Origin of the sequence: Streptomyces sp. SID14478 (assembly GCF_010548525.1) — a bacterium.
Lineage (GTDB): Bacteria > Actinomycetota > Actinomycetes > Streptomycetales > Streptomycetaceae > Streptomyces.
The window spans coordinates 1-19,180 of record NZ_JAAGMG010000069.1 but is presented as its reverse complement, the minus strand read 5'-3'; the positions used below and the strand labels follow the sequence as shown (position 1 = coordinate 19,180).

At 71.4% G+C, this 19,180-nt stretch carries 19 protein-coding genes and 1 pseudogene; 9 read left to right on the top strand and 11 right to left on the bottom strand.

The features are described 5' to 3' along the window. Together G3I40_RS02385 and G3I40_RS02380 are read left to right on the top strand one after the other, a co-directional pair. Nucleotides 1-784: ABC transporter ATP-binding protein (locus tag G3I40_RS02385; protein WP_164300473.1), on the top strand; the 784-nt coding region annotated here is incomplete at its 5' end. Then, nucleotides 781-2,583: an ABC transporter ATP-binding protein gene (locus G3I40_RS02380; protein ID WP_164300472.1), complete on the top strand. Its 1,803-nt coding sequence runs from the start codon at nucleotides 781-783 to the stop codon at nucleotides 2,581-2,583. The genes G3I40_RS02385 and G3I40_RS02380, both read left to right, overlap by 4 nt. A gap of 29 nt (nucleotides 2,584-2,612) precedes the next feature. On the opposite strand, the gene G3I40_RS02375 is transcribed toward G3I40_RS02380, so the two are convergent. Continuing rightward, nucleotides 2,613-3,407 (bottom strand): metal-dependent hydrolase, encoded by a 795-nt coding sequence (locus G3I40_RS02375; protein ID WP_164300471.1) that lies wholly within the window; start codon nucleotides 3,405-3,407, stop codon nucleotides 2,613-2,615. A gap of 157 nt (nucleotides 3,408-3,564) precedes the next feature. Here G3I40_RS02375 and G3I40_RS02370 point away from each other — a divergent pair, with 157 nt between their 5' ends. Next, nucleotides 3,565-6,078 (top strand): DEAD/DEAH box helicase, encoded by a 2,514-nt coding sequence (locus tag G3I40_RS02370; RefSeq protein ID WP_164300470.1) that lies wholly within the window; start codon nucleotides 3,565-3,567, stop codon nucleotides 6,076-6,078. An 82-nt stretch (nucleotides 6,079-6,160) separates the two neighbouring features. After that, nucleotides 6,161-7,033 (top strand): acyl-CoA thioesterase II, encoded by an 873-nt coding sequence (locus G3I40_RS02365; RefSeq protein WP_164300469.1) that lies wholly within the window; start codon nucleotides 6,161-6,163, stop codon nucleotides 7,031-7,033. A gap of 44 nt (nucleotides 7,034-7,077) precedes the next feature. On the opposite strand, the gene G3I40_RS02360 is transcribed toward G3I40_RS02365, so the two are convergent. Together G3I40_RS02360 and G3I40_RS02355 are read right to left on the bottom strand one after the other, a co-directional pair. Then, complete coding sequence (locus G3I40_RS02360) at nucleotides 7,078-7,956, bottom strand: DUF6397 family protein (protein WP_164300468.1); 879 nt, start codon at nucleotides 7,954-7,956, stop codon at nucleotides 7,078-7,080. 143 nt (nucleotides 7,957-8,099) lie between these two features. Then, entirely contained in the window at nucleotides 8,100-8,513 is a 414-nt protein-coding gene (locus G3I40_RS02355; RefSeq protein WP_164300467.1) for a roadblock/LC7 domain-containing protein, read from the bottom strand. A 120-nt stretch (nucleotides 8,514-8,633) separates the two neighbouring features. On the opposite strand from G3I40_RS02355, the gene G3I40_RS02350 reads away from it, so the two are divergent. Then, complete coding sequence (locus G3I40_RS02350) at nucleotides 8,634-9,062, top strand: PPOX class F420-dependent oxidoreductase (RefSeq protein WP_164300466.1); 429 nt, start codon at nucleotides 8,634-8,636, stop codon at nucleotides 9,060-9,062. A gap of 12 nt (nucleotides 9,063-9,074) precedes the next feature. On the opposite strand, the gene G3I40_RS02345 is transcribed toward G3I40_RS02350, so the two are convergent. From G3I40_RS02345 to G3I40_RS02325, 5 genes are read right to left on the bottom strand one after another with little or no spacing between them, the layout of a single operon-like run. Then, on the bottom strand, nucleotides 9,075-9,683 hold the full coding sequence (locus G3I40_RS02345; protein ID WP_164300465.1) for an ATP/GTP-binding protein: 609 nt from the start codon (nucleotides 9,681-9,683) through the stop codon (nucleotides 9,075-9,077). Continuing rightward, nucleotides 9,664-10,140, bottom strand: a complete 477-nt coding sequence (locus tag G3I40_RS02340) for a DUF742 domain-containing protein (RefSeq protein WP_239091473.1) — start codon at nucleotides 10,138-10,140, stop codon at nucleotides 9,664-9,666. Before G3I40_RS02340 ends, G3I40_RS02345 begins: the two co-directional genes overlap by 20 nt. Before the next feature lie 15 nt (nucleotides 10,141-10,155). Further along, nucleotides 10,156-10,599: a roadblock/LC7 domain-containing protein gene (locus tag G3I40_RS02335; protein ID WP_164300464.1), complete on the bottom strand. Its 444-nt coding sequence runs from the start codon at nucleotides 10,597-10,599 to the stop codon at nucleotides 10,156-10,158. Next, entirely contained in the window at nucleotides 10,596-13,103 is a 2,508-nt protein-coding gene (locus G3I40_RS02330; RefSeq protein ID WP_164300463.1) for an ATP-binding protein, read from the bottom strand. Before G3I40_RS02330 ends, G3I40_RS02335 begins: the two co-directional genes overlap by 4 nt. Before the next feature lie 43 nt (nucleotides 13,104-13,146). Beyond that, the gene (locus tag G3I40_RS02325; protein ID WP_164300462.1) at nucleotides 13,147-13,920 is read right to left on the bottom strand and encodes an MHYT domain-containing protein; all 774 of its coding nucleotides are present in this window, start codon (nucleotides 13,918-13,920) and stop codon (nucleotides 13,147-13,149) included. Nucleotides 13,921-14,136: 216 nt separating this feature from the next. Here G3I40_RS02325 and G3I40_RS02320 point away from each other — a divergent pair, with 216 nt between their 5' ends. Next, a complete protein-coding gene (locus tag G3I40_RS02320; protein ID WP_164300461.1) occupies nucleotides 14,137-14,736 on the top strand; it encodes a methyltransferase domain-containing protein in 600 nt (199 codons plus the stop codon). Nucleotides 14,737-14,745: 9 nt separating this feature from the next. On the opposite strand, the pseudogene G3I40_RS02315 reads toward G3I40_RS02320, so the two are convergent. After that, nucleotides 14,746-15,405, bottom strand: a pseudogene (locus G3I40_RS02315) (alpha/beta hydrolase); the annotation flags it as partial. Nucleotides 15,406-15,575: 170 nt separating this feature from the next. Here G3I40_RS02315 and G3I40_RS02310 point away from each other — a divergent pair. After that, nucleotides 15,576-15,914, top strand: a complete 339-nt coding sequence (locus tag G3I40_RS02310) for a hypothetical protein (protein ID WP_164300459.1) — start codon at nucleotides 15,576-15,578, stop codon at nucleotides 15,912-15,914. 203 nt (nucleotides 15,915-16,117) lie between these two features. Then, nucleotides 16,118-16,972: a hypothetical protein gene (locus tag G3I40_RS02305; protein WP_164300458.1), complete on the top strand. Its 855-nt coding sequence runs from the start codon at nucleotides 16,118-16,120 to the stop codon at nucleotides 16,970-16,972. Nucleotides 16,973-17,126: 154 nt separating this feature from the next. Here the strand turns inward: G3I40_RS02305 and G3I40_RS02300 are convergent, their stop codons facing one another. Both G3I40_RS02300 and G3I40_RS02295 read right to left on the bottom strand, forming a co-directional pair. Continuing rightward, complete coding sequence (locus tag G3I40_RS02300) at nucleotides 17,127-17,309, bottom strand: hypothetical protein (RefSeq protein WP_164300457.1); 183 nt, start codon at nucleotides 17,307-17,309, stop codon at nucleotides 17,127-17,129. Nucleotides 17,310-17,485: 176 nt separating this feature from the next. Continuing rightward, nucleotides 17,486-18,553 (bottom strand): acyl-CoA desaturase, encoded by a 1,068-nt coding sequence (locus G3I40_RS02295; protein WP_164300456.1) that lies wholly within the window; start codon nucleotides 18,551-18,553, stop codon nucleotides 17,486-17,488. A 347-nt stretch (nucleotides 18,554-18,900) separates the two neighbouring features. On the opposite strand from G3I40_RS02295, the gene G3I40_RS02290 reads away from it, so the two are divergent. Beyond that, on the top strand, nucleotides 18,901-19,180 hold a 280-nt coding region (locus tag G3I40_RS02290), incomplete at its 3' end, for a hypothetical protein (RefSeq protein WP_164300455.1).

The window sequence follows — 19,180 nt, the reverse complement described above, 5'->3', positions numbered from 1 at the left end:
CGGACGGCTGACCGCCGTGGTGTGCGGCGACCCGGACCTGGCGGGGCGCATCGCCGACCGGCTGGGCGGCCACCCCACCACGGACGACCCGGCCGGCTCCGCCTCGGCGAAGACCCCGTCGGCGCTGCTGGGCGGGGTGCCGCTGGACGAGCTGCCGCTGGACGTGGCCCGTGCGGCGGTGCTCGTCCAGGACAAGGACCCGGTGCTGTTGTCGGGCACGCTGGCCGAGCTCCTCGACGTACCGTCCTCCGGATCCGTCCACCCGGACGAGGCGCTGGCCGCGGCGCAGTGCTCCGACGTCCTCGACGCCCTCGCCCAGGCGTCCCTGGACGACGACCCGAAGAACGCCCGCATCACCGAGCGCGGCCGGTCCCTGTCCGGGGGCCAGCGCCAGCGCCTCGCCCTGGCCCGCTCGCTGGTCGCCGACCCCGAGGCACTGGTCCTCGACGAGCCGACGTCCGCCGTCGACTCGCACACCGAGGCCCGCATCGCCCAGGGCGTACGCGCCCTGCGGCGCGGCCGCACCACGGTGCTGCTCACCTCCTCCCCCTTGTTGCTCGACCGCGCCGACCGCGTCGTGTTCGTGCACGACGGCGAGGTGGCCGCGGTCGGCGAACACCGGGAGCTGGTGCGCACCGAACCCCGGTACCGCGCCGTGGTCACCCGGGAGACGGACGAGGAGGCCGCCGCCCGCCCCGGGACCGGGACGAGCGGCCGGTCGGGCCAGCGGTCCGGCCCCCGGTCCGACATCGGCATCGAGATCGACATCGAGGAGACGGCATGATCGGCGTAGCGCCACCGGCCTACGATCCGGCGGTCCCCACCACCACGAACACCCTGCCGGTCGGCGCCTCGGCCACGGTCCGCGCCTATGTGCGCGAGCTGTACCGGCGCCACCGGCGCGCCTTCCTGCTGCTGATCGCCGTGAACACGGTCTCCGTGGTCGCCTCGATGGCCGGCCCGTACCTGCTCGGCGGCGTGATCCAGGACGTGGCGGACGGCGCCGAGGGTGCCGGTGCCGCGCTGCGGGACCTCCACCTGGGGCGCATCATCGCCCTGTTCCTGATCGCCCTCGTGATCCAGGCCGTGTTCGTCCGGCAGGTCCGCCTGCGCGGGGCCATGCTCGGCGAGCGGATGCTGGCGGATCTGCGCGAGGACTTCCTGGTGCGGTCCGTGGGGCTGCCGCCGGGCGTCCTGGAGCGGGCCGGCACGGGTGATCTGCTGTCCCGGATCACCACCGACATCGACCGGCTCGCGAACGCCATGCGGGAGGCCGTGCCCCAGCTGTCCATCGGCGTCGTGTGGGCGGGGCTGCTCATCGGCGGACTCGCGGTGACCGCCCCGCCGCTGGCTCCGGCGATCCTCGTCGCGGTGCCGGTCCTGGTGCTCGGCTGCCGCTGGTACTTCAAGCGCGCGCCCTCCGCGTACCGCTCCGAGGCCGCCGGGTACGCGGCCGTCGCGGCGGCGCTCGCGGAGACCGTGGACGCCGGACGCACCATCGAGTCGCACCGGCTGGGCGAACGCCGGGTGGAACTGTCCGACCAGCGCGTCAAGGAGTGGACGGCGTGGGAGCGCTACACGCTCTATCTGCGGTCCGTGTTCTTCCCGGTGATCAACGCCGTGCACGTCCTCGTACTGCTGTCGGTCCTGCTGATCGGCGGGGTCTTCGTCCTGCAGGGCTGGATCGGGGTCGGTCAGCTGACGACGGGCGCGCTGATCGCGCAGATGCTGGTGGACCCGCTGGGCCTGATCCTGCGCTGGTACGACGAGCTGCAGGTGGCCCAGGTGTCGCTGGCCCGCCTCGTCGGCGTACGCGACATCGAGCCCGACGCGGGCGACGCCTCCGTGCGCCCCGACGGCCGTGACGTCCAGGCGGACCAGGTGCACTTCGGCTACCGCGAGGGAGTCGACGTGCTGCGCCAGGTGACCCTCGACGTCGCGCCCGGGACCCGGCTGGCCCTGGTCGGGCCGTCCGGCGCGGGCAAGTCGACGCTCGGCCGCCTGCTCGCGGGGATCTACGCGCCCCGCACCGGCACGGTCACCCTGGGTGGCGCGGAGCTGTCCCGCATGCAGGCGGAGCGGGTGCGGGCGCACGTCGCGCTGGTCAACCAGGAACACCACGTCTTCGTGGGTTCCCTGCGCGACAACCTGCGCCTCGCCCGGACCGGCGCCGAGGACGCCGAGCTGTGGGCGGCCCTCGGCGCGGTCGACGCCGATGGATGGGCGCGCGGACTCGACGACGGCCTGGACACGGAGGTCGGCTCGGGCGGGACGGCGCTCAGCCCGGCGCAGGCGCAACAGATCGCGCTGGCCCGCCTGGTCCTCGCCGATCCGCACACGCTGGTCCTGGACGAGGCGACCTCGCTGCTCGACCCGCGTGCGGCCCGGAACCTGGAACGCTCGCTCGGCCGCGTCCTCGACGGCCGGACCGTCGTGGCCATCGCGCACCGGCTGCACACCGCGCACGACGCGGATGTGATCGCCGTGGTCGAGGACGGCCGGATCCGGGAGCTCGGCAGCCACGACGAACTCGTCGCGGCCGACGGTGCGTACGCGGCGCTGTGGCGGTCCTGGCACGGATAGCGGCGCCGGGACACGGGGTGCGGCCGGGCTCAGATGAAGTTGAGCGCGGCCGCGCACCCCACTCCGCCGAGCAGCATGAACACCGGCATGAGCACCTTCAGCTCGATCCAGCTGCCGGCGCGGAACCGCATCACCTTGGGCGGACCGATCGGGTACCAGCGCTTGCGGCCGATCGGGATGGGCCACAGGATCGGGCAGCCGGAGACGGTGAGGGCGTCCCCGATGTCGTGCACCAGCGCGCCGAGCACGATGGGCAGGCCCAGCCACAGGTACTCCTGGCCCGGCTCGGTGAACAGCCAGTGCGACCCGTTGCCCGGCTTGTCCAGGACTCCGGCGAGGATCCAGGCGCTGGTCGCCGCGAGCAGCCACACCAGGACGTCGCTGCTGGAACCTCGTGCGGCCCGCCACAGCAGGCCTTCGATGGCGAGCACCATGTGCACGAACAGGATCCCGAGGACGGTCCAGCGACCGCCGGTGATCGCCGCCACCGACGTCCCCGCGCCGATCACGACCGCCCACAGCCACGTATGGGTGAGCGTGCGGTGCCCTCCGGAACGGCGCGGGTCGCCCGGCTTGCGGGTGCTCTTGTAGACGGCGTAGGAAAGCTTGTCGACGATCTCGCAGAGCCCTCGGGACAGGGGTCCGAAGGCGCGCGAGATGGTCGCCGACTTGTGGTCGAGGTCCGGTGCGAGTGCCGCTCCCGCGCAGATCAAGGCTCCGGCGAGCAGGACCGGCCAGGGCATCGTGTGTCCGGCGGCCGCCGCGGCCGCGCCCACCCCCAGCCAGGCCGCCGCTCCTGACAGCGAGTGTGCCGGTCCCATCATGGTGTTGTTCCGCCCCATCCCTGTTGTGCCGACGCCCAGTTGCCCCCGTCGGGCCGTGCGCGTCCTGACGCTCCGTCGGCGACTCAGCGTAGCCTTGGTGATCTTCGCACGGGCATCCGATTGCCGGATCAGGTGGGAAGGCAGGCAAGATGGTGACGTGACCCTCATCGATCAGCTCCCGAAGACCGCCGACCCGGACGCCCTCTACGACGCCTTCGAGTCGTGGGCCGTGGAGCGTGGTCTCACCCTCTACCCGCACCAGGAGGAGGCGCTGATCGAGGCGGTCTCGGGGGCGAACGTGATCGTCTCGACGCCCACCGGGTCCGGCAAGAGCATGATCGCGGCGGGTGCCCACTTCGCCGCGCTCGCCCGGGACGAGGTCACCTTCTACACGGCCCCCATCAAGGCGCTGGTCTCCGAGAAGTTCTTCGAGCTGTGCAAGCTCTTCGGTACGGAGAACGTCGGCATGCTGACCGGCGACGCGTCGGTGAACGCGGACGCGCCCGTCATCTGCTGCACCGCCGAGGTCCTCGCGTCCATCGCGCTGCGCGACGGCGCGCAGGCCGACGTCGGCCAGGTCGTCATGGACGAGTTCCACTTCTACGCCGAGGCGGACCGCGGATGGGCGTGGCAGATCCCGTTGCTCGAGCTGCCGCAAGCGCAGTTCATCCTGATGTCGGCGACGCTCGGCGACGTCGCCATGTTCGAGAAGGACCTCACGCGCCGCACGGGCCGCCCCACCTCGGTGGTGCGCTCGGCGACCCGTCCGGTCCCGCTCTCGTACGAGTACCGGCTCACGCCGATCACCGAGACGCTCACCGAGCTCTTGGACACCAAGCAGGCCCCCGTCTACATCGTGCACTTCACGCAGGCGCAGGCCGTCGAGCGTGCGCAGTCGCTGATGAGCATCAACATGTGCACGCGCGAGGAGAAGGACCAGATCGCCGAGCTGATCGGCAACTTCCGCTTCACCACCAAGTTCGGCCGCAACCTGTCCCGTTACGTGCGACACGGCATCGGGGTCCACCACGCCGGCATGCTGCCGAAGTACCGCCGCCTCGTCGAAAAGCTCGCCCAGGCGGGTCTGTTGAAGGTCATCTGCGGCACCGACACCCTGGGCGTGGGCGTCAACGTCCCGATCCGTACGGTGCTGTTCACCGCGCTCACGAAGTACGACGGCACGCGTGTCCGTACGCTGCGGGCCCGTGAGTTCCACCAGATCGCCGGCCGCGCCGGGCGGGCGGGCTTCGACACGGCCGGCTTCGTCGTCGCGCAGGCGCCCGAGCACGTCATCGAGAACGAGAAGTCGCTCGCGAAGGCCGGCGACGACCCGAAGAAGCGCCGCAAGGTGGTCCGCAAGAAGGCTCCGGAGGGCTTCGTCGCGTGGTCGGAGACCACCTTCGAGAAGTTGATCACCTCCGATCCGGAGCCGCTGACCTCCCGCTTCCGTGTCACGCACACCATGCTGCTGTCGGTGATCGCCCGCCCGGGCAACGCCTTCGAGGCGATGCGCACGCTGCTCGAGGACAACCACGAGCCGCGCAAGGCGCAGCTGCGGCACATCCGGCGGGCCATCGCGATCTACCGCTCGCTGCTGGACGGCGGCATCGTCGAGAAGCTGGACGAGCCGGACCCGACGGGACGCATCGTGCGTCTGACCGTGGATCTGCAGCAGGACTTCGCGCTGAACCAGCCGCTGTCCACCTTCGCCCTCGCCGCGTTCGACCTGCTCGACAAGGAGTCGCCGTCGTACGCGCTCGACATGGTCTCGGTCGTCGAGTCGACGCTCGACGACCCACGGCAGATCCTGCACGCGCAGCAGAACAAGGCACGGGGCGAGGCCGTCGCGCTGATGAAGGCGGACGGTGTCGAGTACGAGGACCGCATGGAGCGCCTCCAGGACATCTCTTACCCCAAGCCCATGGAGGAGCTGCTCTTCCACGCGTACAACACGTACCGCCAGAGCCACCCCTGGGTCGGCGACCACCCGCTGTCGCCGAAGTCCGTGATCCGTGACATGTACGAACGGGCGCTGACCTTCACCGAGTTCACCTCCTTCTACGAACTCGCGCGCACCGAGGGCATCGTGCTGCGCTACCTGGCGAGCGCGTACAAGACGCTCGAGCACACCGTGCCCGACGACCTCAAGTCCGAGGACCTGGAGGACCTGATCGCCTGGCTCGGCGAGATGGTGCGGCAGGTCGACTCCAGCCTCCTGGACGAGTGGGAGCAGCTCGCCAACCCCGAGGTGATGACCGCCGAGGAGGCCCAGGAGAAGGCCGACCAGGTCAAGCCGGTGACGGCGAACGCGCGCGCCTTCCGCGTGCTCGTCCGCAACGCCCTGTTCCGTCGCGTCGAGCTCGCCGCGCTCGACAACGTGGACGAGCTCGGCGAGATGGACGGCGAGTCGGGCTGGGACGCGGACGCCTGGGGTGAGGCCATGGACAAGTACTGGGACGAGTACGAGGACCTCGGTACCGGCCCCGACGCCCGCGGGCCCAAGCTGCTCATGATCGAGGAAGATCCGGAGCACGGTCTGTGGAAGGTCCGCCAGACCTTCGCCGACCCGAACGGCGACCACGACTGGGGCATCAGTGCCGAGGTCGACCTCGCGGCCTCCGACGCCGAAGGCCGTGCCATCGTCCGGGTCACGGACGTCGGCCAGTTGTAGATCCCGGACCCGGCGGACGGTAGTGTCCGCCGGCGTCCACGCGCCGGAACGGTCCGGCCGCGCACACGAGAGAGAACCACGCATGACGAATCCTGCGGAGCGGCTCGTCGACCTGCTCGACCTGGAGCAGATCGAGGTCAACATCTTCCGCGGACGCAGCCCGCAGGAGTCCCTGCAGCGTGTCTTCGGCGGGCAGGTCGCGGGACAGGCCCTGGTCGCGGCGGGCCGCACCACGGACGGCGACCGGCCCGTGCACTCGCTGCACGCGTACTTCCTGCGCCCGGGCCGCCCGGGCGTACCCATCGTGTACCAGGTCGAGCGGGTCCGTGACGGCCGCTCGTTCACCACGCGCCGGGTCACCGGCGTGCAAGAAGGTCGCACGATCTTCAATCTCACCGCCTCCTTTCACAAGCCCGAGGAAGGGGCCTTCGAGCACCAGTTGCCGCCGGCCCGTGAGGTGCCCGATCCCGGGTCGCTGCCGACCATCGCCGAGGAGATCAAGGGGCATCTCGGCGCCCTGCCCGAGGCGTTGGAACGCATGGCGCGCCGCCAGCCCTTCGACATCAGGTACGTCGACGGACTGCGCTGGACGCCCGAGGAGGTCGCGGCCGCCGAGCCGCGCAGCGCCGTGTGGATGCGCGCCGTGGGCCCCCTGGGCGACGATCCGCTGGTGCACACCTGCGCACTCACGTACGCGAGCGACATGACGCTGCTCGACGCGGTACGGCTGCCGGTCGAACCCCTGTGGGGTCCGCGCGGGTTCGACATGGCCTCGCTCGACCACGCCATGTGGTTCCACCGTCCTTTCCGTGCCGATGAGTGGTTCCTCTACGACCAGGAGTCACCGATCGCGACGGGTGGCCGCGGGCTGGCCCGCGGGCGCATCTACGACGTCGAGGGGCGTCTGCTGGTGTCGGTGGTGCAGGAGGGGCTGTTCCGCAAGCTGGAGCGGTGACAGCGGCTGCGGGCCCCGCGTAGAACGGCGCGGGCGGTGTCGCCTCAGCCTCGTCTGCCGAGCAGGCGCCCCCACAGCCCTGGCGCGGGCCCGGGTGTCGGGGACACGGGGTCGGGCGTGCCCGGCAGCGACGGTTCGCCCGTCGGGGCTGGTTCGACTGCGGCGGTCTGCGTCGTGGGCCGGGGTGCGGGGCACAGCGCCCGCGCCTCGGCCAGGCTCAGCAGCAGGTTCGCCCGGAGCCAGCTGATCTCGTCGGGGTCGTCGGCGATCAGGATGTGCTCGACAATCCGCGCCGTCGGCGACTCGGGCGCCCCGTACCACGTCTCCTCGGGGCGGATGCGATGCAAGTGGGCCCGCTCGTAAGGGTTGTCGACGAGTTCGGCGACCTGGGTCGGGTCCAGCAGGGTCGCCATCGCGGCAGCCCGCTCCCAAGGATCACTGCACTGTCCGAGCAGATACCCGGCGTGACGTGCGCGCCACCTGCGTGGCCGCTGATCCTCTCCCGCCGACAGCCGGGCCCGCATCTTGTCGGGTGCACGGCCGGTCAGCAGGGGCGCGTTGAGTTCGGAGCCCGCGAACTCCTTGATCTCCTCGGCCAGATAGAGCCAGACCACGGTGCGGTAGCGGTTCAAATAAAATTTGGCCGGGATGAGCAGGCCGGCGCGGGCGAGGCGGGTGAACCGGGACGGCGGGATGCCCATGAGGTCCGCGCCCTCGCTGGTGCCCACCACCCTCACCTGCTTGCGCAGGGTCTCCGGGAAGCCCTCCACCTCCTGGATCCGCTCGATCTCCTCGCGGGGGACGCGGCGGCGTCCCCCGTCCGGGGCCGCGACGGTGCGGATGCGGCCGAGCCGGACGGCGAGATCGAACTCGCCCCGCTTGAGCCCCAGTTCGCGGGCCGCGCTGCCCTGGGGCCTGGTCATGATGTCGCCTTGCACGATGGTTCTCCCCCGTCGGTCGATGACGCGCGATCACTCTCCGTGACCGCTCGGGAAAACCGTAGCCCGGATCGGCGATCTCCGTCCTGGCCTGTGGATAACTTCGCCGCGGCTCGCTTCGCCGCAGGTCAGAGGTCCATGAGGGGCGTCCGCTCGGGCTGGCGCGCATCGACCGCCAGATGCTCGCCGACCCGGTTGACGAGCAGGGTCATCTCGTACGCGACCTGGCCGATGTCCGCCTCTGCGGCGCTCAGCACGCACAGGCAGCTGCCGTCGCCTGCGGCGGTGACGAAGAGCACCGCGTCGTCGAACTCGATCATCGTCTGGCGCACGTTCCCCGCGCCGAAGTGCCGGCCCGATCCCTTGGCGAGGCTGTGCAGGCCGGAGGAGACCGCGGCGAGATGCTCGGCGTCCTCGCGCCGCAGGTCGGCACTGGCTCCGGTCACCAGGCCGTCGTTGGACAGGACCAAGGCGTGCCGCACGTGTTCGACGCGCTGTGTCAGGTCGTCCAGCAGCCAACCGAGTCCCGCGTTCTGCCCCATGTTTCCCGTCTCCCCGCTTCCTCTGGCTCCCCGTGCCCCGGAGGGGACCGCTCCCCTGCCCGAGGGATCTGTTTCGCCAGCCTTCCCCACGGTCGGCGTCCGGGCAAGCAGGATGGCGTCATGGCACACAAGATGACCGATGAGGAATGGCGGGCCTTCGTCTCCGAGGGCACCCGCACGGCCAAACTGTCCACGGTGCGCGCCGACGGCAGCCCGCACGTCGCACCCGTCTGGTTCGTCCTGGACGGTGACGACATCGTGTTCAACACCGGAAGGGACACCGTGAAGGGCCGCAACCTGGCCCGTGACGGCCGCGTGGCCCTGTGCGTCGACGACGAGCGGCCGCCGTTCTCGTTCGTGACGATCCAGGGCCGGGCCGAACTCGGCGAGGATCCGGCCGCGTTGCTGGATTCCGCCACGCGGATCGGCGGCCGCTACATGGGACAGGAGCGCGCCGAGGAGTTCGGCCGTCGCAATGCCGTCCCGGGTGAGCTCGTCGTGCGCGTACGGGTCGAGAAGGTCGTGGCCATGGGAGGCCTCGCCGGCTGACCCGGCCGCGGTTCAGCCCACGGAGTCGAGCAGCCGGGCGGTGTGCATCCGCCCGGCGTACTCGACCAACCTGATCAGCACCTCCTTCCCGGAGTCCCGGTCGCGTGCGTCGCACAGCACGACCGGCGTGCCGCGGTCGAGGTCGAGGGCCCGGGCCACCTCGTGCGCCCCGAAGGACCTGGCGGTCGCGAAGCAGTTGACCGCCACGACGAACGGGATCCGCCGGTGCTCGAAGTAGTCCACGGCGGGGAAGCAGTCCTCGAGCCGCCGGGTGTCCGCCAGGACGACGGCGCCCAGCGCGCCCTGCGACAGTTCGTCCCACAGGAACCAGAAGCGGTCCTGGCCCGGCGTGCCGAACAGGTAGAGCGAGAGGCCGGACCGGATGGTGATGCGGCCGAAGTCCATGGCGACGGTCGTGGTGGTCTTGCGTTCCACGGCCGCGGTGTCGTCCACCGATTGGCCCACTTCGCTGAGTTGTTCCTCGGTGCGCAGAGGTCGGATCTCACTGACCGCGCCGACCAGGGTGGTCTTGCCCACCCCGAATCCGCCCGCGACCAGAATCTTCAGGGCCAGGGCGGCGGGTGCGCCGTCCGCCGTGGCGTCAGAGTGCTCGGAGCCCATCGATGACTTCTCTCAGGATCTTCTCGTCCGGTAGTTGGGCGGGCGGCACCGGCCTGCTGACCTTGACGCAGGCCACGTCCAGCAGGTCGCCGAGGAGCACCCGGACCACCCCGAGGGGCAGGTCGGTGCCGGCGGCGAGTTCGGCGACCGTCTGCGTCTCGGTACGGCACAGCTCGATGATCGCGCGGTGCTCGGGCCCGAGGGCGGTGTCGTCGTGGGTCCCGGGCGCCGCCGTGTCGAGCGACACCAGGGCGATCAGGTCGAAGTGCACGGCCTGAGGGCCGGCTGTGGTGCGTCCTCCGGTCATCGCGTAGGGGCGGACCAGGGGGCCGGCCTCGTTGTCGAACCACTGGCTGCCCTGGTCCTGGGAGCTGCCCCGGTTCTCCTGCCCTTTGTGGGCGTGGCCGTGGTGTTCTCCTACGTCCAGGTACGTCTCGTCGTGCATGTCGTCGTCCAAGGCACGCCGTTTCCGTCAGCCCGCGGTGGGCGGGTGGCCGGCGAACCTGGGTGCTGTGTAGAGGTGTTCACCGACCCTCTTGACGAGGCGGGCCATCTCGTAGGCGACGAGTCCGATGTCGGCGGTGACGGTGCTCAGGACCGCCAGACAGGAACCGTCGCCCGCCGCGGCCACGAACAGGAAGCCGTCGTCCATCTCGACCATCGTCTGGCGCACTCCCCCGGTGCCGAAGTGCCGCCCCGTCCCCTTGGCGAGGCTGTTGAACCCGGAGGCGACGGCGGCCAGGTGTTCGGCGTCCTCCCGGCCGAGACCGTGGGACGCGCCGACGGCCAAGCCGTCGTTGGACAGGACGACGGCGTGCCGCAGTTCGGGGACGCGGAGCACCAAGTCGTCAAGGAGCCAGTCGAGTTCGCCGGAGCCGTGGGCGGTACCCGTGGTCGTGCCGGGTTCCTTGATCATGAGAGGTCTCCTTCACTGCTGTCGCTGCCGGGCGGGCGTCCGCCGCCTCTGGCCCAGCCGTCCTGGAAGGACGTCATGCGGGCTCGTACCTGTTCGGGGGTGCGTTCGCCCGCTTGCGGGACGCGCGCGGGTGCTACCTGCTCCTGGGGGCGTTCGCGCAGTTGGGGCGCGAGGCTGGCCTGGCGCACACGGCGCGGGAGCCCGTCCTCGGGCGGGTCTTCGTCGTCCGGTTCCGTGACCGGCGGTTTGCGCAACCGCAGAGCCGTGACACCGGGCGGGTGCGGTGACTTCGCGGAGTCGCTGTCGGGGCCGGCCGACGGCGCCAGTGCGGGACGTCGGGCGGGTGCGGGGAAGGAATTCTCGTTCATGGGCGCTGCCTCTGGTTCGGGCACGCGCGCGTAGCGGCGCTCCTCTTCGGGCGGGGAACTGGTGCCGGCCGTCGGCTGCGCCCCGTCCTTGTGCAACAAGGAGGTGGGCAGCAGGACGACCGCGGTGGTGCCTCCGTAGGGGGAGGTGCGCAGATGCACCTTGATGTCGTGCCGCGCGGCGAGCCTGCTGACGACGAAGAGGCCGAGCCGGTCGCTGTCGAACAGGTCGAGGGCCTCGGAGTGCTCGATGCGGCCGTTGGCCTCGGCGAGCGTCTCCGTGCCCATGCCCAGGCCGCGGTCCTCGATCTCGATCGCGTAGCCGTTTCCCACGGGTTCGCCGCTGACACGGACCTTGGTGTGCGGGGGCGAGAACTGGGCCGCGTTCTCGACGAGTTCGGCCAGCAGGTGCGTGAGGTCGGCGACGGCGGCACCCGTCACGTCGGCCGCGGAGAGATGGCGTACCTCCACGCGCGCGTAGTCCTCGATCTCGGAGACCGCGGCCCGTACGACGTTCGTGAGGGGTACCGGCATCCGCCAGGCGCGGCCTGGCGCGGCCCCCGACAGGATGATCAGGCTCTCCGCGTGGCGTCGCATGCGTGTCGTGAGGTGGTCCAGGCGGAACAGGTCGCCGAGTTCGTTCGGGTCCTCGACGCGGCGCTCCATGGTGTCGAGCAGGCCGAGTTGCCGGTGGACGAGGACCTGGCTGCGGCGGGCGAGGTTGACGAAGACCCCGGAGATGCCGCTGGCGAGTTCCGCGCGTTCGACGGCGGCGCGCAGCGCCGCGCGGTGCACCGTGGTGAGTGCTTCGGAGACCTGCCCTGTCTCGTCCTCGGCCGGCGGCCCGTGCGGCGCTTCGGCCTCGACGTCGATCTCCTCGCCCGCCCGCAACTTGCGCATGGCATGGGGAAGTTTGCGGCCGGCGATGTCCAGTGCGGTGTTGCGCAGGCTGACGAGTTCGACGACGAGGCCGCGCCCGATGCGTACCGAGATGACGAGCGAGGCGGCGACGGCGACGAGGCCGAAGAGGACCGCGGCTCCTGCGGGTGACAGCAGGCCTCCGGCGAGCGGATCGGCGCGGTCGGCGGCGCTGCGTGCGGCGTCCGCCGCGAGGGTGCGCATGCCGTCCTGCACGTCCGCGTGTGCCCTGTCCCAGGTGCCCGCGGGCGCCGCGGCGAGCGCCTTGCGGCCCGGCGGGGCGATGAGCGTCCGGTCCTCGACGGTGCGTACGTCGCCGTACGCACTCCCCTCCACGAGGTGGTTCCAGACGGCTCGCTCCGGCCCGCGCAGATCGGCGGCGGCGCTCTCGGCGAGGGACCTGCGGGTGTCGACGGCACCGGTGAACAGGCGCAGCCGTTCCCCGTCCAGTGTCCCGGCGAGCCGGGCGCTCGCCAGTACGGCGTCCTCGCGGGAGAGCATCTCGGCGGAGCGGTCGAACTCCAGCAGTACGCGCGCGTCGGAGCCCAGTCGGCTGTCCTGGATGCCGGTCAGTGCGCCGCTCACGGTGAAGGCCTTGTCGAGGGTCTTCGTGTACTGCCCGTATGCGGTGTCCCAGCCCGAACGGCGATCCAGTACCGCGGTGCGTACGGTCCGCAGGTGCTGCGCGTCGGAGACGAAGCGACTGAGTCGTCCGGCCACTGCCTGGGGCAGGTCCGCGCCGTCCGCGACGGTGTGGTCGGGTCCGAGGCGCAGGGCGGCGACGGCGCGATCGGTGGCGGTCGCGAGCCGCTTCATGTCGTCACGCCGGTCGGGTGCCGGGTCGGCCGCGTAGGCGACGGCCGCCGCGCGTTCTGCCTGGAGGGCGACGACCGCCGCGGACACGGGGGCCCGGACCGCGGTGTCCACGCGCTGCAGTTGCGTCAGACGTGCCACGTCCTGAGCGGTGCTCACCGTGGCGTAGGCCCACAGGGCGAGCAGGGATACCACGGGCACCATGAGGAGACAGATGATCTTCGCGCGTACCGTGCGGGGGCGCAGCCGCGTGCCGCCCGCGCGCGGGGGCGGCGCGGGCCGGTCGGGCGCGGGTTCTGTCACCGTGTCCTCCTGAGCGGGGGGACCGGCGTGCGCGCGACGTCCACGCGCCGAGGGCCCGGCTATCTGGGGCGGGCCGGAGCTGGGCGTTGTGCGGGGCGGGCGCATGGCCTCCTCGTTCCGGAGTCTGGGGCGGGTCGGCACCGGTCCGTCAGCGGGCCGGGCTCTGCACGGGCAGTTGGGCCGACGCGGAGGCTTCACGCTCGACCGCGGTCGGGGACAGCGCGACGAATGCCGAGGTCAGGAAGAGGTAGGAGCCGAGGCCCACGGCGAGCGGGAAGATGAACTGCATCGCGGTGGCGCCGGACAGCGCCACCGGCGAGGGGGACACGCGCACGCTCACCGCGATCATTCCGGTGTAGTGCATGCTGCTCACGGCTCCGCCCATCACCAAGGAGGCGACCGCGACGGCCGCGGGCGACTTGATGTTGAGACCGGCCCACAGCGCGACGGTCGCCGCGACCACGGCGATCACCACGGAGAGGGCGACCAGGAGCGGGTCGTAGCTGACGTGGCCGTGCAGCCGCAGGGCGGCCATGCCCAGGTAGTGCATGCTGGCGACGCCGAGGCCGGTGGTGAGGCCGCCGAGCGCGAGGGCACGCCCGCGGTCGCGGCCGTAGCCGACGGCGAAGACACCGGCGCCGACCACGACCATCGCGACGACGAGGCTGAGGATGGTCAGGGGCACGTTGTAGCGGATCTCGGTTCCGGTGACACCGAAGCCGAGCATCGCGACGAAGTGCATCGTCCAGATGCCGGTGCCCAGGGCGGAGGCCGCGGTGAGCAGCCAGTTGCGGCGGGCCCGTCCCGTGGCGTTCAGGGCGCGCAGGGTGCAGCGCAGCGCGAGCGCGGCACCGATGCAGGCCATCGCGTACGACAGCACGGGGGTAAGCCAGCCGAAGGTGGCGTGGTCCAGGTGTCCCATGGCTCGGGAAGCTAGTCGCGACGGGGGCGCACAACAGGGGCGCATTTCGAAAGCTGCTGGAATATGACAGAGATACGCATCGGAACGATCGCGTCAAGGTCGAACGTGTGCGCCGTACGCGCTTGCGACGGTTTCGGTTCGGATACGGACCTTTCGACCTGGTGTCCCCCGCTCGTGTCGCGGTGCGTGTCGGTGGGCTGCGCAATCATGGAGCACATGAGCGATGACGCCACGCGTGTGCAGGAGTTCTTCTCGGCAAGGGCCGCCGACTGGGACTCCCGTTTTCCCGACGACGGTCCTGCCTATGCGGCGGCGGTGGCCGCGCTGGACCTGCGGCCGGGCAGCCGGGTGCTCGACGCGGGCTGCGGCACCGGACGTGCGCTGCCGCCCCTGAGAGCGGCCGTGGGCGCTTCGGGAGTGGTCCTGGGCGCCGATCTGACGCCCGCCATGCTGGAGGCCGCCGTACGGGCCGGCCGGGACCACGACGGGCAGTTGCTCCGCGCCGACGTGGCACGGCTGCCGCTGCGCACGGGCACGCTGGACGCGGTGTTCGGCGCGGGCCTCATCTCGCACCTGCCCGAACCGGCGCAGAACCTGCGGGAGTTGGCCCGAGTGGTGCGGCCCGGCGGGCTGCTCGCGCTCTTCCACCCGATCGGCCGGGCGGCTCTCGCCGCGCGCCAGGGTCGGCAGCTCACCCCAGACGATCTGCGGGCGGAGCCTCGGCTGCGCCCGCTGCTCGCCGGTTCGGGCTGGCGCATGACCTCGTACGCCGATGAGGACGCGCGCTTCCTGGCGCTGGCGGTACGCGCGAGCTGAGCGGCCCGGTCATCCCCTGACGGCCGCCGCGAAGGCGTCCGGATTGTCGAACATGACGTTGTGCCCCGCGTCCGGCACGTCGATCACCTGGACCCCGGCGGCCACCAGGCTTTCCCTGTCGGGGAGTTCGCCGCTGAGCGCGCCCTGCAGATAGACCCGGTCGACCTTCACCTCTTCCAGCATTCTGCGCATGGTGGGTTCGGTGCCGCGGACGAGCCCGGTGGCGCTGCGGTGCAGGGCGAGCGGGTCGGCGAGACGCATCGTGGCGGCCCACAGCGCCCCGACACCCTCGAGCACGCGCGCGTGGCCGCCCCCGCGCACATACGCCGCTTCTTCGTAGGTCGCGATGCCACTGCTGCCCGCCGTGCGTGGCGGGTTCGGATCGAGATTGCCCTCGGTCACGACGAGGCGCGAGACGAGGTCGGTCCTGCGGTGCGCGAGGACGATCGCCACCGCACCGCCCATGCTGTGGCCCACGATCTCCGCGCCGCCCACCTCCGCCGCGTCGAGCGCCACGGCCAGCGCATCGGCATGCTCCTCCAGCGTGTAGCCGAAATCGGCGGGGCGGTCGCTGATGCCGTGTCCGGGCAGGTCGACGAATAGGGAGCGGCGACCGACCAGTCCGGGCCGGGCGGCGATGTGCGCGTAATACACCGCAGAGGTGGAGCCGGCTGCGCAGCACGCTCAAGGACCTGGAACCCGAGGGCTGTTGACCCTCGACCGAGCAGGGGTGCATCGCACCGCGCTTCTGTCACCATGGGTCCAACTCCACGCCAGATGAAGGACGTTGTGCCATCGATGGTGATCCCGGGGCCATCGGCAGGGGGACGGTGACGCGCATGCTCGGCAGAGTCCGCACATCATGGAGCACCTGGCGCGGGCGGGCCGTACGGCGCGCGGAGCGCCTGGACGAGGAACGCGCCGCGCGCGCGGCGGCCCGGCCGGTGACCGGGCAGCGGCGCACGCACAACCTCTTCGAGGCAGCGGCCGTCTACGTGGCGGCGTGCGTCGAGGACGACCAGGACCGCATCGAGGAGGCGGCGGGCTGGGTGGAGCCCGGCGCTCTGGCGTTCGGCGTCAACGAGCTCGCGTGCCGGGCCCTCATCGCCCTCGCGCGGGAACGGGACGAGCCCCCGCGGGTCGTGGCGCGCAGCCTCCTCGGCCTGCCCGCCGCCTGACATGCGCAGCCGCCGCGCGCCCATGCGAGGAACGCGCCCCGGCACGAGAGGCACACAAAGTGCTCACGAGATGTCGACACGCCGTCCACCGGAGGCGCGCGCGACGGGAATTACCTGTGATTTTCCTGGTCATCGCCCCTGTACGACATCGTCCGCGACTGGCTAAGGTCACGCCGACGGAATGAAGCTCAGGGGAGGCTGGCATGGCCGGGACGGACGACGCTGTCGCCGCCGGGGACGACGAGCTGTACGTGCTCACGGCTGTGTTGCTCACACCCGCGAAGTTCCCCAGCGTGCTCGGCGACGACTACGTGGAGGCGTGTGCCGCGTTGGGGCTCGCCCCGCTGGCCGACGGCTACGGCCTGGTCCTCGGACAGGACGCGCAAGGGGCACGCTGGACGGTCGTCGTGGACGACGTGTCGCTGGTCGCCGTGGCGATCGCCTCCTGGGACTGCGGCATGGAGTACGAGCTCTCCCCGGACGAGAACAGCATGGTCGCCGCGCTGCCGGGGTGGCCGCTGGCCCTGGCGGTGGCCGCGCCCGGCGTCCCGGCACCGCACGACCCGGACCCGGGCCCCGACCCCGAGGTCGCCGACATGCCGCCGCTGTGCCCACCCGACACCCGGACGTGGGGTCCGGCCCAACGGCGCCTGGGAGCCGACGAGATAGCGCTCCAGTGGGCCGAGTGGCGCTCTCAGATCGACGACGCACAGTTCGCCGCGGACGAGACCGGCCAGGCGCCCGAGGACGGTGTCGACCAGGACGGTGAGCGGATCCCGTCGACCGGGACGCACGAGGGCATCCGGCGTGTGCTCGCCGAGGCGCACGGCTACGTGGACGCTCCCCCGCCCCTCGGGCGCGTGCGGTCCGCGTTCGCGTCGGGCGATGCCCGCACCCTGCGCGCCGACGGGCCCGGCTGGTCCATGGTGGCGCGCACGGACGACATCGCGTTCGTCCTGCTCGACGACGAGCCGGGCGAAGTGCTGCCGGTCGGCCGCGGCGCCGAGCTGCCGAGCCTTCTGGAGGCGCTTGACAAGATGGCCGTACGCCCCGTCTGAGCCTCTGAGCCGTGCGGTCCGCTCCGCCGTCGCCACCGGGGCCATCCGTCACGCAGGTGACCCCGGCCCGGTGACGGACCGGCACGGAGCCGCCGCGGGCCGCGCTGTCGGGCGGTCCGCGGGCGACGTCATCAGCCCTTGAGTCTTGGGGCTTCTAGCGGCCGACCTCCTTGCGGCTGACACGACGGAGCCTGCGCCGCTGCGAGGGATCGAGCATCAGGTACGCCGCGGTGGGTGCGCCGAGCACGATGAGCAGGGCCGCCCACCAAGGCAGCCAGATCAGCAGAATGAGCCCGACCGCCACGCCTCCCGCGGCGATCTTCGCGTTCCTCGACATGTGTGTGGCCTCCTTCGGGGCGGCTCGCCCTCGCCTGAGTGGGGCGAAACTCGCCTCTGCTGTGAGAAACGGTCCCGCGGCGCCCACGGTTCCTGTGCACGACCCTGATAGGACCCTGATCCCGCGCCCTGAGATACCCCCGAGGCGGCGTACCGCCGCGGGGATGTCCGTCAGATTCAGATGTCGGCCCGCAGCGGCTCCCCCACTTCATACATGTGGCGCAGCGCCTGGCGATAGGAGTCGACGAGACCGGTCTCCACGAACGGGATGCCGAGGTCGCGGCAGTGCGCCTTCACCATGGGCTGTGCGAGGCGCAGATGGGGCCGGGGCATGCTCGGGAACAGGTGGTGCTCGATCTGGTAGTTGAGGCCGCCGAGGAACCAGTCGGTCAGGACTCCCCCCTTGATGTTGCGGGAGGTGAGCACCTGGCGCCGCAGGTGCCCCCACTTGTCGCCGTCCGGGTCGGGCATCTCCATCCCCTTGTGGTTGGGGGCGAAGGCCATCCCGAGGTGCAGCCCGAACAGTGCCTGGTGGACGGCGGCGAAGGCGAGCGCGTGGTCGAGCGGCATGGTGGTCAGCAGCAGCGTGAGATAGCCGGCGACGTGGGCGACCAGCAGCGTGCCCTCCACCAGGCGTTCCCGACCCGTCTGCCGGCGCAGGTCCTGGAAACCGGACAGCTTCAGCGCGAGGCCCTCCAGCAGGGTCAGCGGGAAGAAGAGCAGGGCCTGGTGGCGGGTGAGCCAGCCTCGGAATCCCACCCGGGTCGCGGCCTGCTTACTGGTGAACACCAGGACGTCCGCGGCGACGTCGGGGTCCTTGTCGACGTGGTTCGGGTTGGCGTGGTGCTTGTTGTGCTTGTCGTTCCACCACGCGTAGCTCATGCCCAGCAGCAGGTTGCCGTGGATCAGCCCGACGGCGCGGCTCACGGAGCGATTGCCGGTGATCTGCGCGTGGCCTGCGTCGTGGCCGATGAAGGCCGTGCGCGCATACAGGACGGCGAGCACGGGGGCGAGGGCGAGCGCCCACCAGGAACTGCCGATGAGCGCCATACCCGTGACGACCGCGGCGAGGGCGAGGGCGTTGACAGCGATGGTGCGCACGTACCAGCCGGTGCGGCGTTCGAGCAGGCCCTGCCCCTTGACGACGCGCAGCAGTGGCGTGAACTCGCTGCCTCCTTCGGACGGTGACTGCCGCGCGGCGGCTCCTGTGGCACGTTCCGGGCGGGTTCCGACAGCCAAGGACATGGCAGTTCTCCGGTTCTGTGGAGGGCGGGGTCGATGCGGCGGGCTACGCGTCGGCCCGACCCAAAGAACGTATGAATCAAGGCGCTTGGTGAGCCATGGCGCCACCACCCGGCTGGGGGAGGGGGTCAGCCCGCCCTCGCAGGGGGGCTAGCCACACCCTTAAGGGTTGGGTGATCCACATCACGGCCTGAAGGCGTCCGTCCGGTGGCGGCGGCCGTGTACCCTCACCGACTCCAGGGCGAGTAGTCAAAGTTGAGGAATTCGAGGAAGCAGTCATCTCCGAGCACACGCATCCCGCACCCACCCCCGCCGAGACCGCCGAACTCGCCCGCTGCCGCGCGGTGTTCATGCCGGACGATCCTGCTCGCACCTCGACCGTCGCCTTCTGGCGCCCGGACGGTGACGAGCCACCGCTCCCCGAAGCGGGCACCCGCATCGAACTGCCGCTGGCCCTTCCCGGCGGCGAGGGCGTCACGGTGGTGACGGTTGCCGCGGTCGCACTGCCCGCACGCGCCGCCCTCCCGGTGCTCACCCGCGCGCGTGGCGTCGCGCAGGCCGACGCGACGACGGCCTTCTGGGGCGCGGCCGCGCTCTTCGCACTCCAACTGGCCGCTCGCGGGCTCCTGT

Excerpts from the sequence above, each read along its gene's own strand:
- G3I40_RS02380 (WP_164300472.1), top strand. The coding sequence starts at position 781 with ATGATCGGCGTAGCGCCACCGGCCTACGATCCGGCGGTCCCCACCACC.
- G3I40_RS02375 (WP_164300471.1), bottom strand. The coding sequence starts at position 3,407 with ATGATGGGACCGGCACACTCGCTGTCAGGAGCGGCGGCCTGGCTGGGG.
- G3I40_RS02365 (WP_164300469.1), top strand. The coding sequence starts at position 6,161 with ATGACGAATCCTGCGGAGCGGCTCGTCGACCTGCTCGACCTGGAGCAG.
- G3I40_RS02360 (WP_164300468.1), bottom strand. The coding sequence starts at position 7,956 with ATGACCAGGCCCCAGGGCAGCGCGGCCCGCGAACTGGGGCTCAAGCGG.
- G3I40_RS02355 (WP_164300467.1), bottom strand. The coding sequence starts at position 8,513 with ATGGGGCAGAACGCGGGACTCGGTTGGCTGCTGGACGACCTGACACAG.
- G3I40_RS02350 (WP_164300466.1), top strand. The coding sequence starts at position 8,634 with ATGGCACACAAGATGACCGATGAGGAATGGCGGGCCTTCGTCTCCGAG.
- G3I40_RS02345 (WP_164300465.1), bottom strand. The coding sequence starts at position 9,683 with ATGGGCTCCGAGCACTCTGACGCCACGGCGGACGGCGCACCCGCCGCC.
- G3I40_RS02335 (WP_164300464.1), bottom strand. The coding sequence starts at position 10,599 with ATGATCAAGGAACCCGGCACGACCACGGGTACCGCCCACGGCTCCGGC.
- G3I40_RS02330 (WP_164300463.1), bottom strand. The coding sequence starts at position 13,103 with ATGCGCCCGCCCCGCACAACGCCCAGCTCCGGCCCGCCCCAGATAGCC.
- G3I40_RS02325 (WP_164300462.1), bottom strand. The coding sequence starts at position 13,920 with ATGGGACACCTGGACCACGCCACCTTCGGCTGGCTTACCCCCGTGCTG.
- G3I40_RS02320 (WP_164300461.1), top strand. The coding sequence starts at position 14,137 with ATGAGCGATGACGCCACGCGTGTGCAGGAGTTCTTCTCGGCAAGGGCC.
- G3I40_RS02310 (WP_164300459.1), top strand. The coding sequence starts at position 15,576 with ATGCTCGGCAGAGTCCGCACATCATGGAGCACCTGGCGCGGGCGGGCC.
- G3I40_RS02305 (WP_164300458.1), top strand. The coding sequence starts at position 16,118 with ATGGCCGGGACGGACGACGCTGTCGCCGCCGGGGACGACGAGCTGTAC.
- G3I40_RS02300 (WP_164300457.1), bottom strand. The coding sequence starts at position 17,309 with ATGTCGAGGAACGCGAAGATCGCCGCGGGAGGCGTGGCGGTCGGGCTC.
- G3I40_RS02295 (WP_164300456.1), bottom strand. The coding sequence starts at position 18,553 with ATGTCCTTGGCTGTCGGAACCCGCCCGGAACGTGCCACAGGAGCCGCC.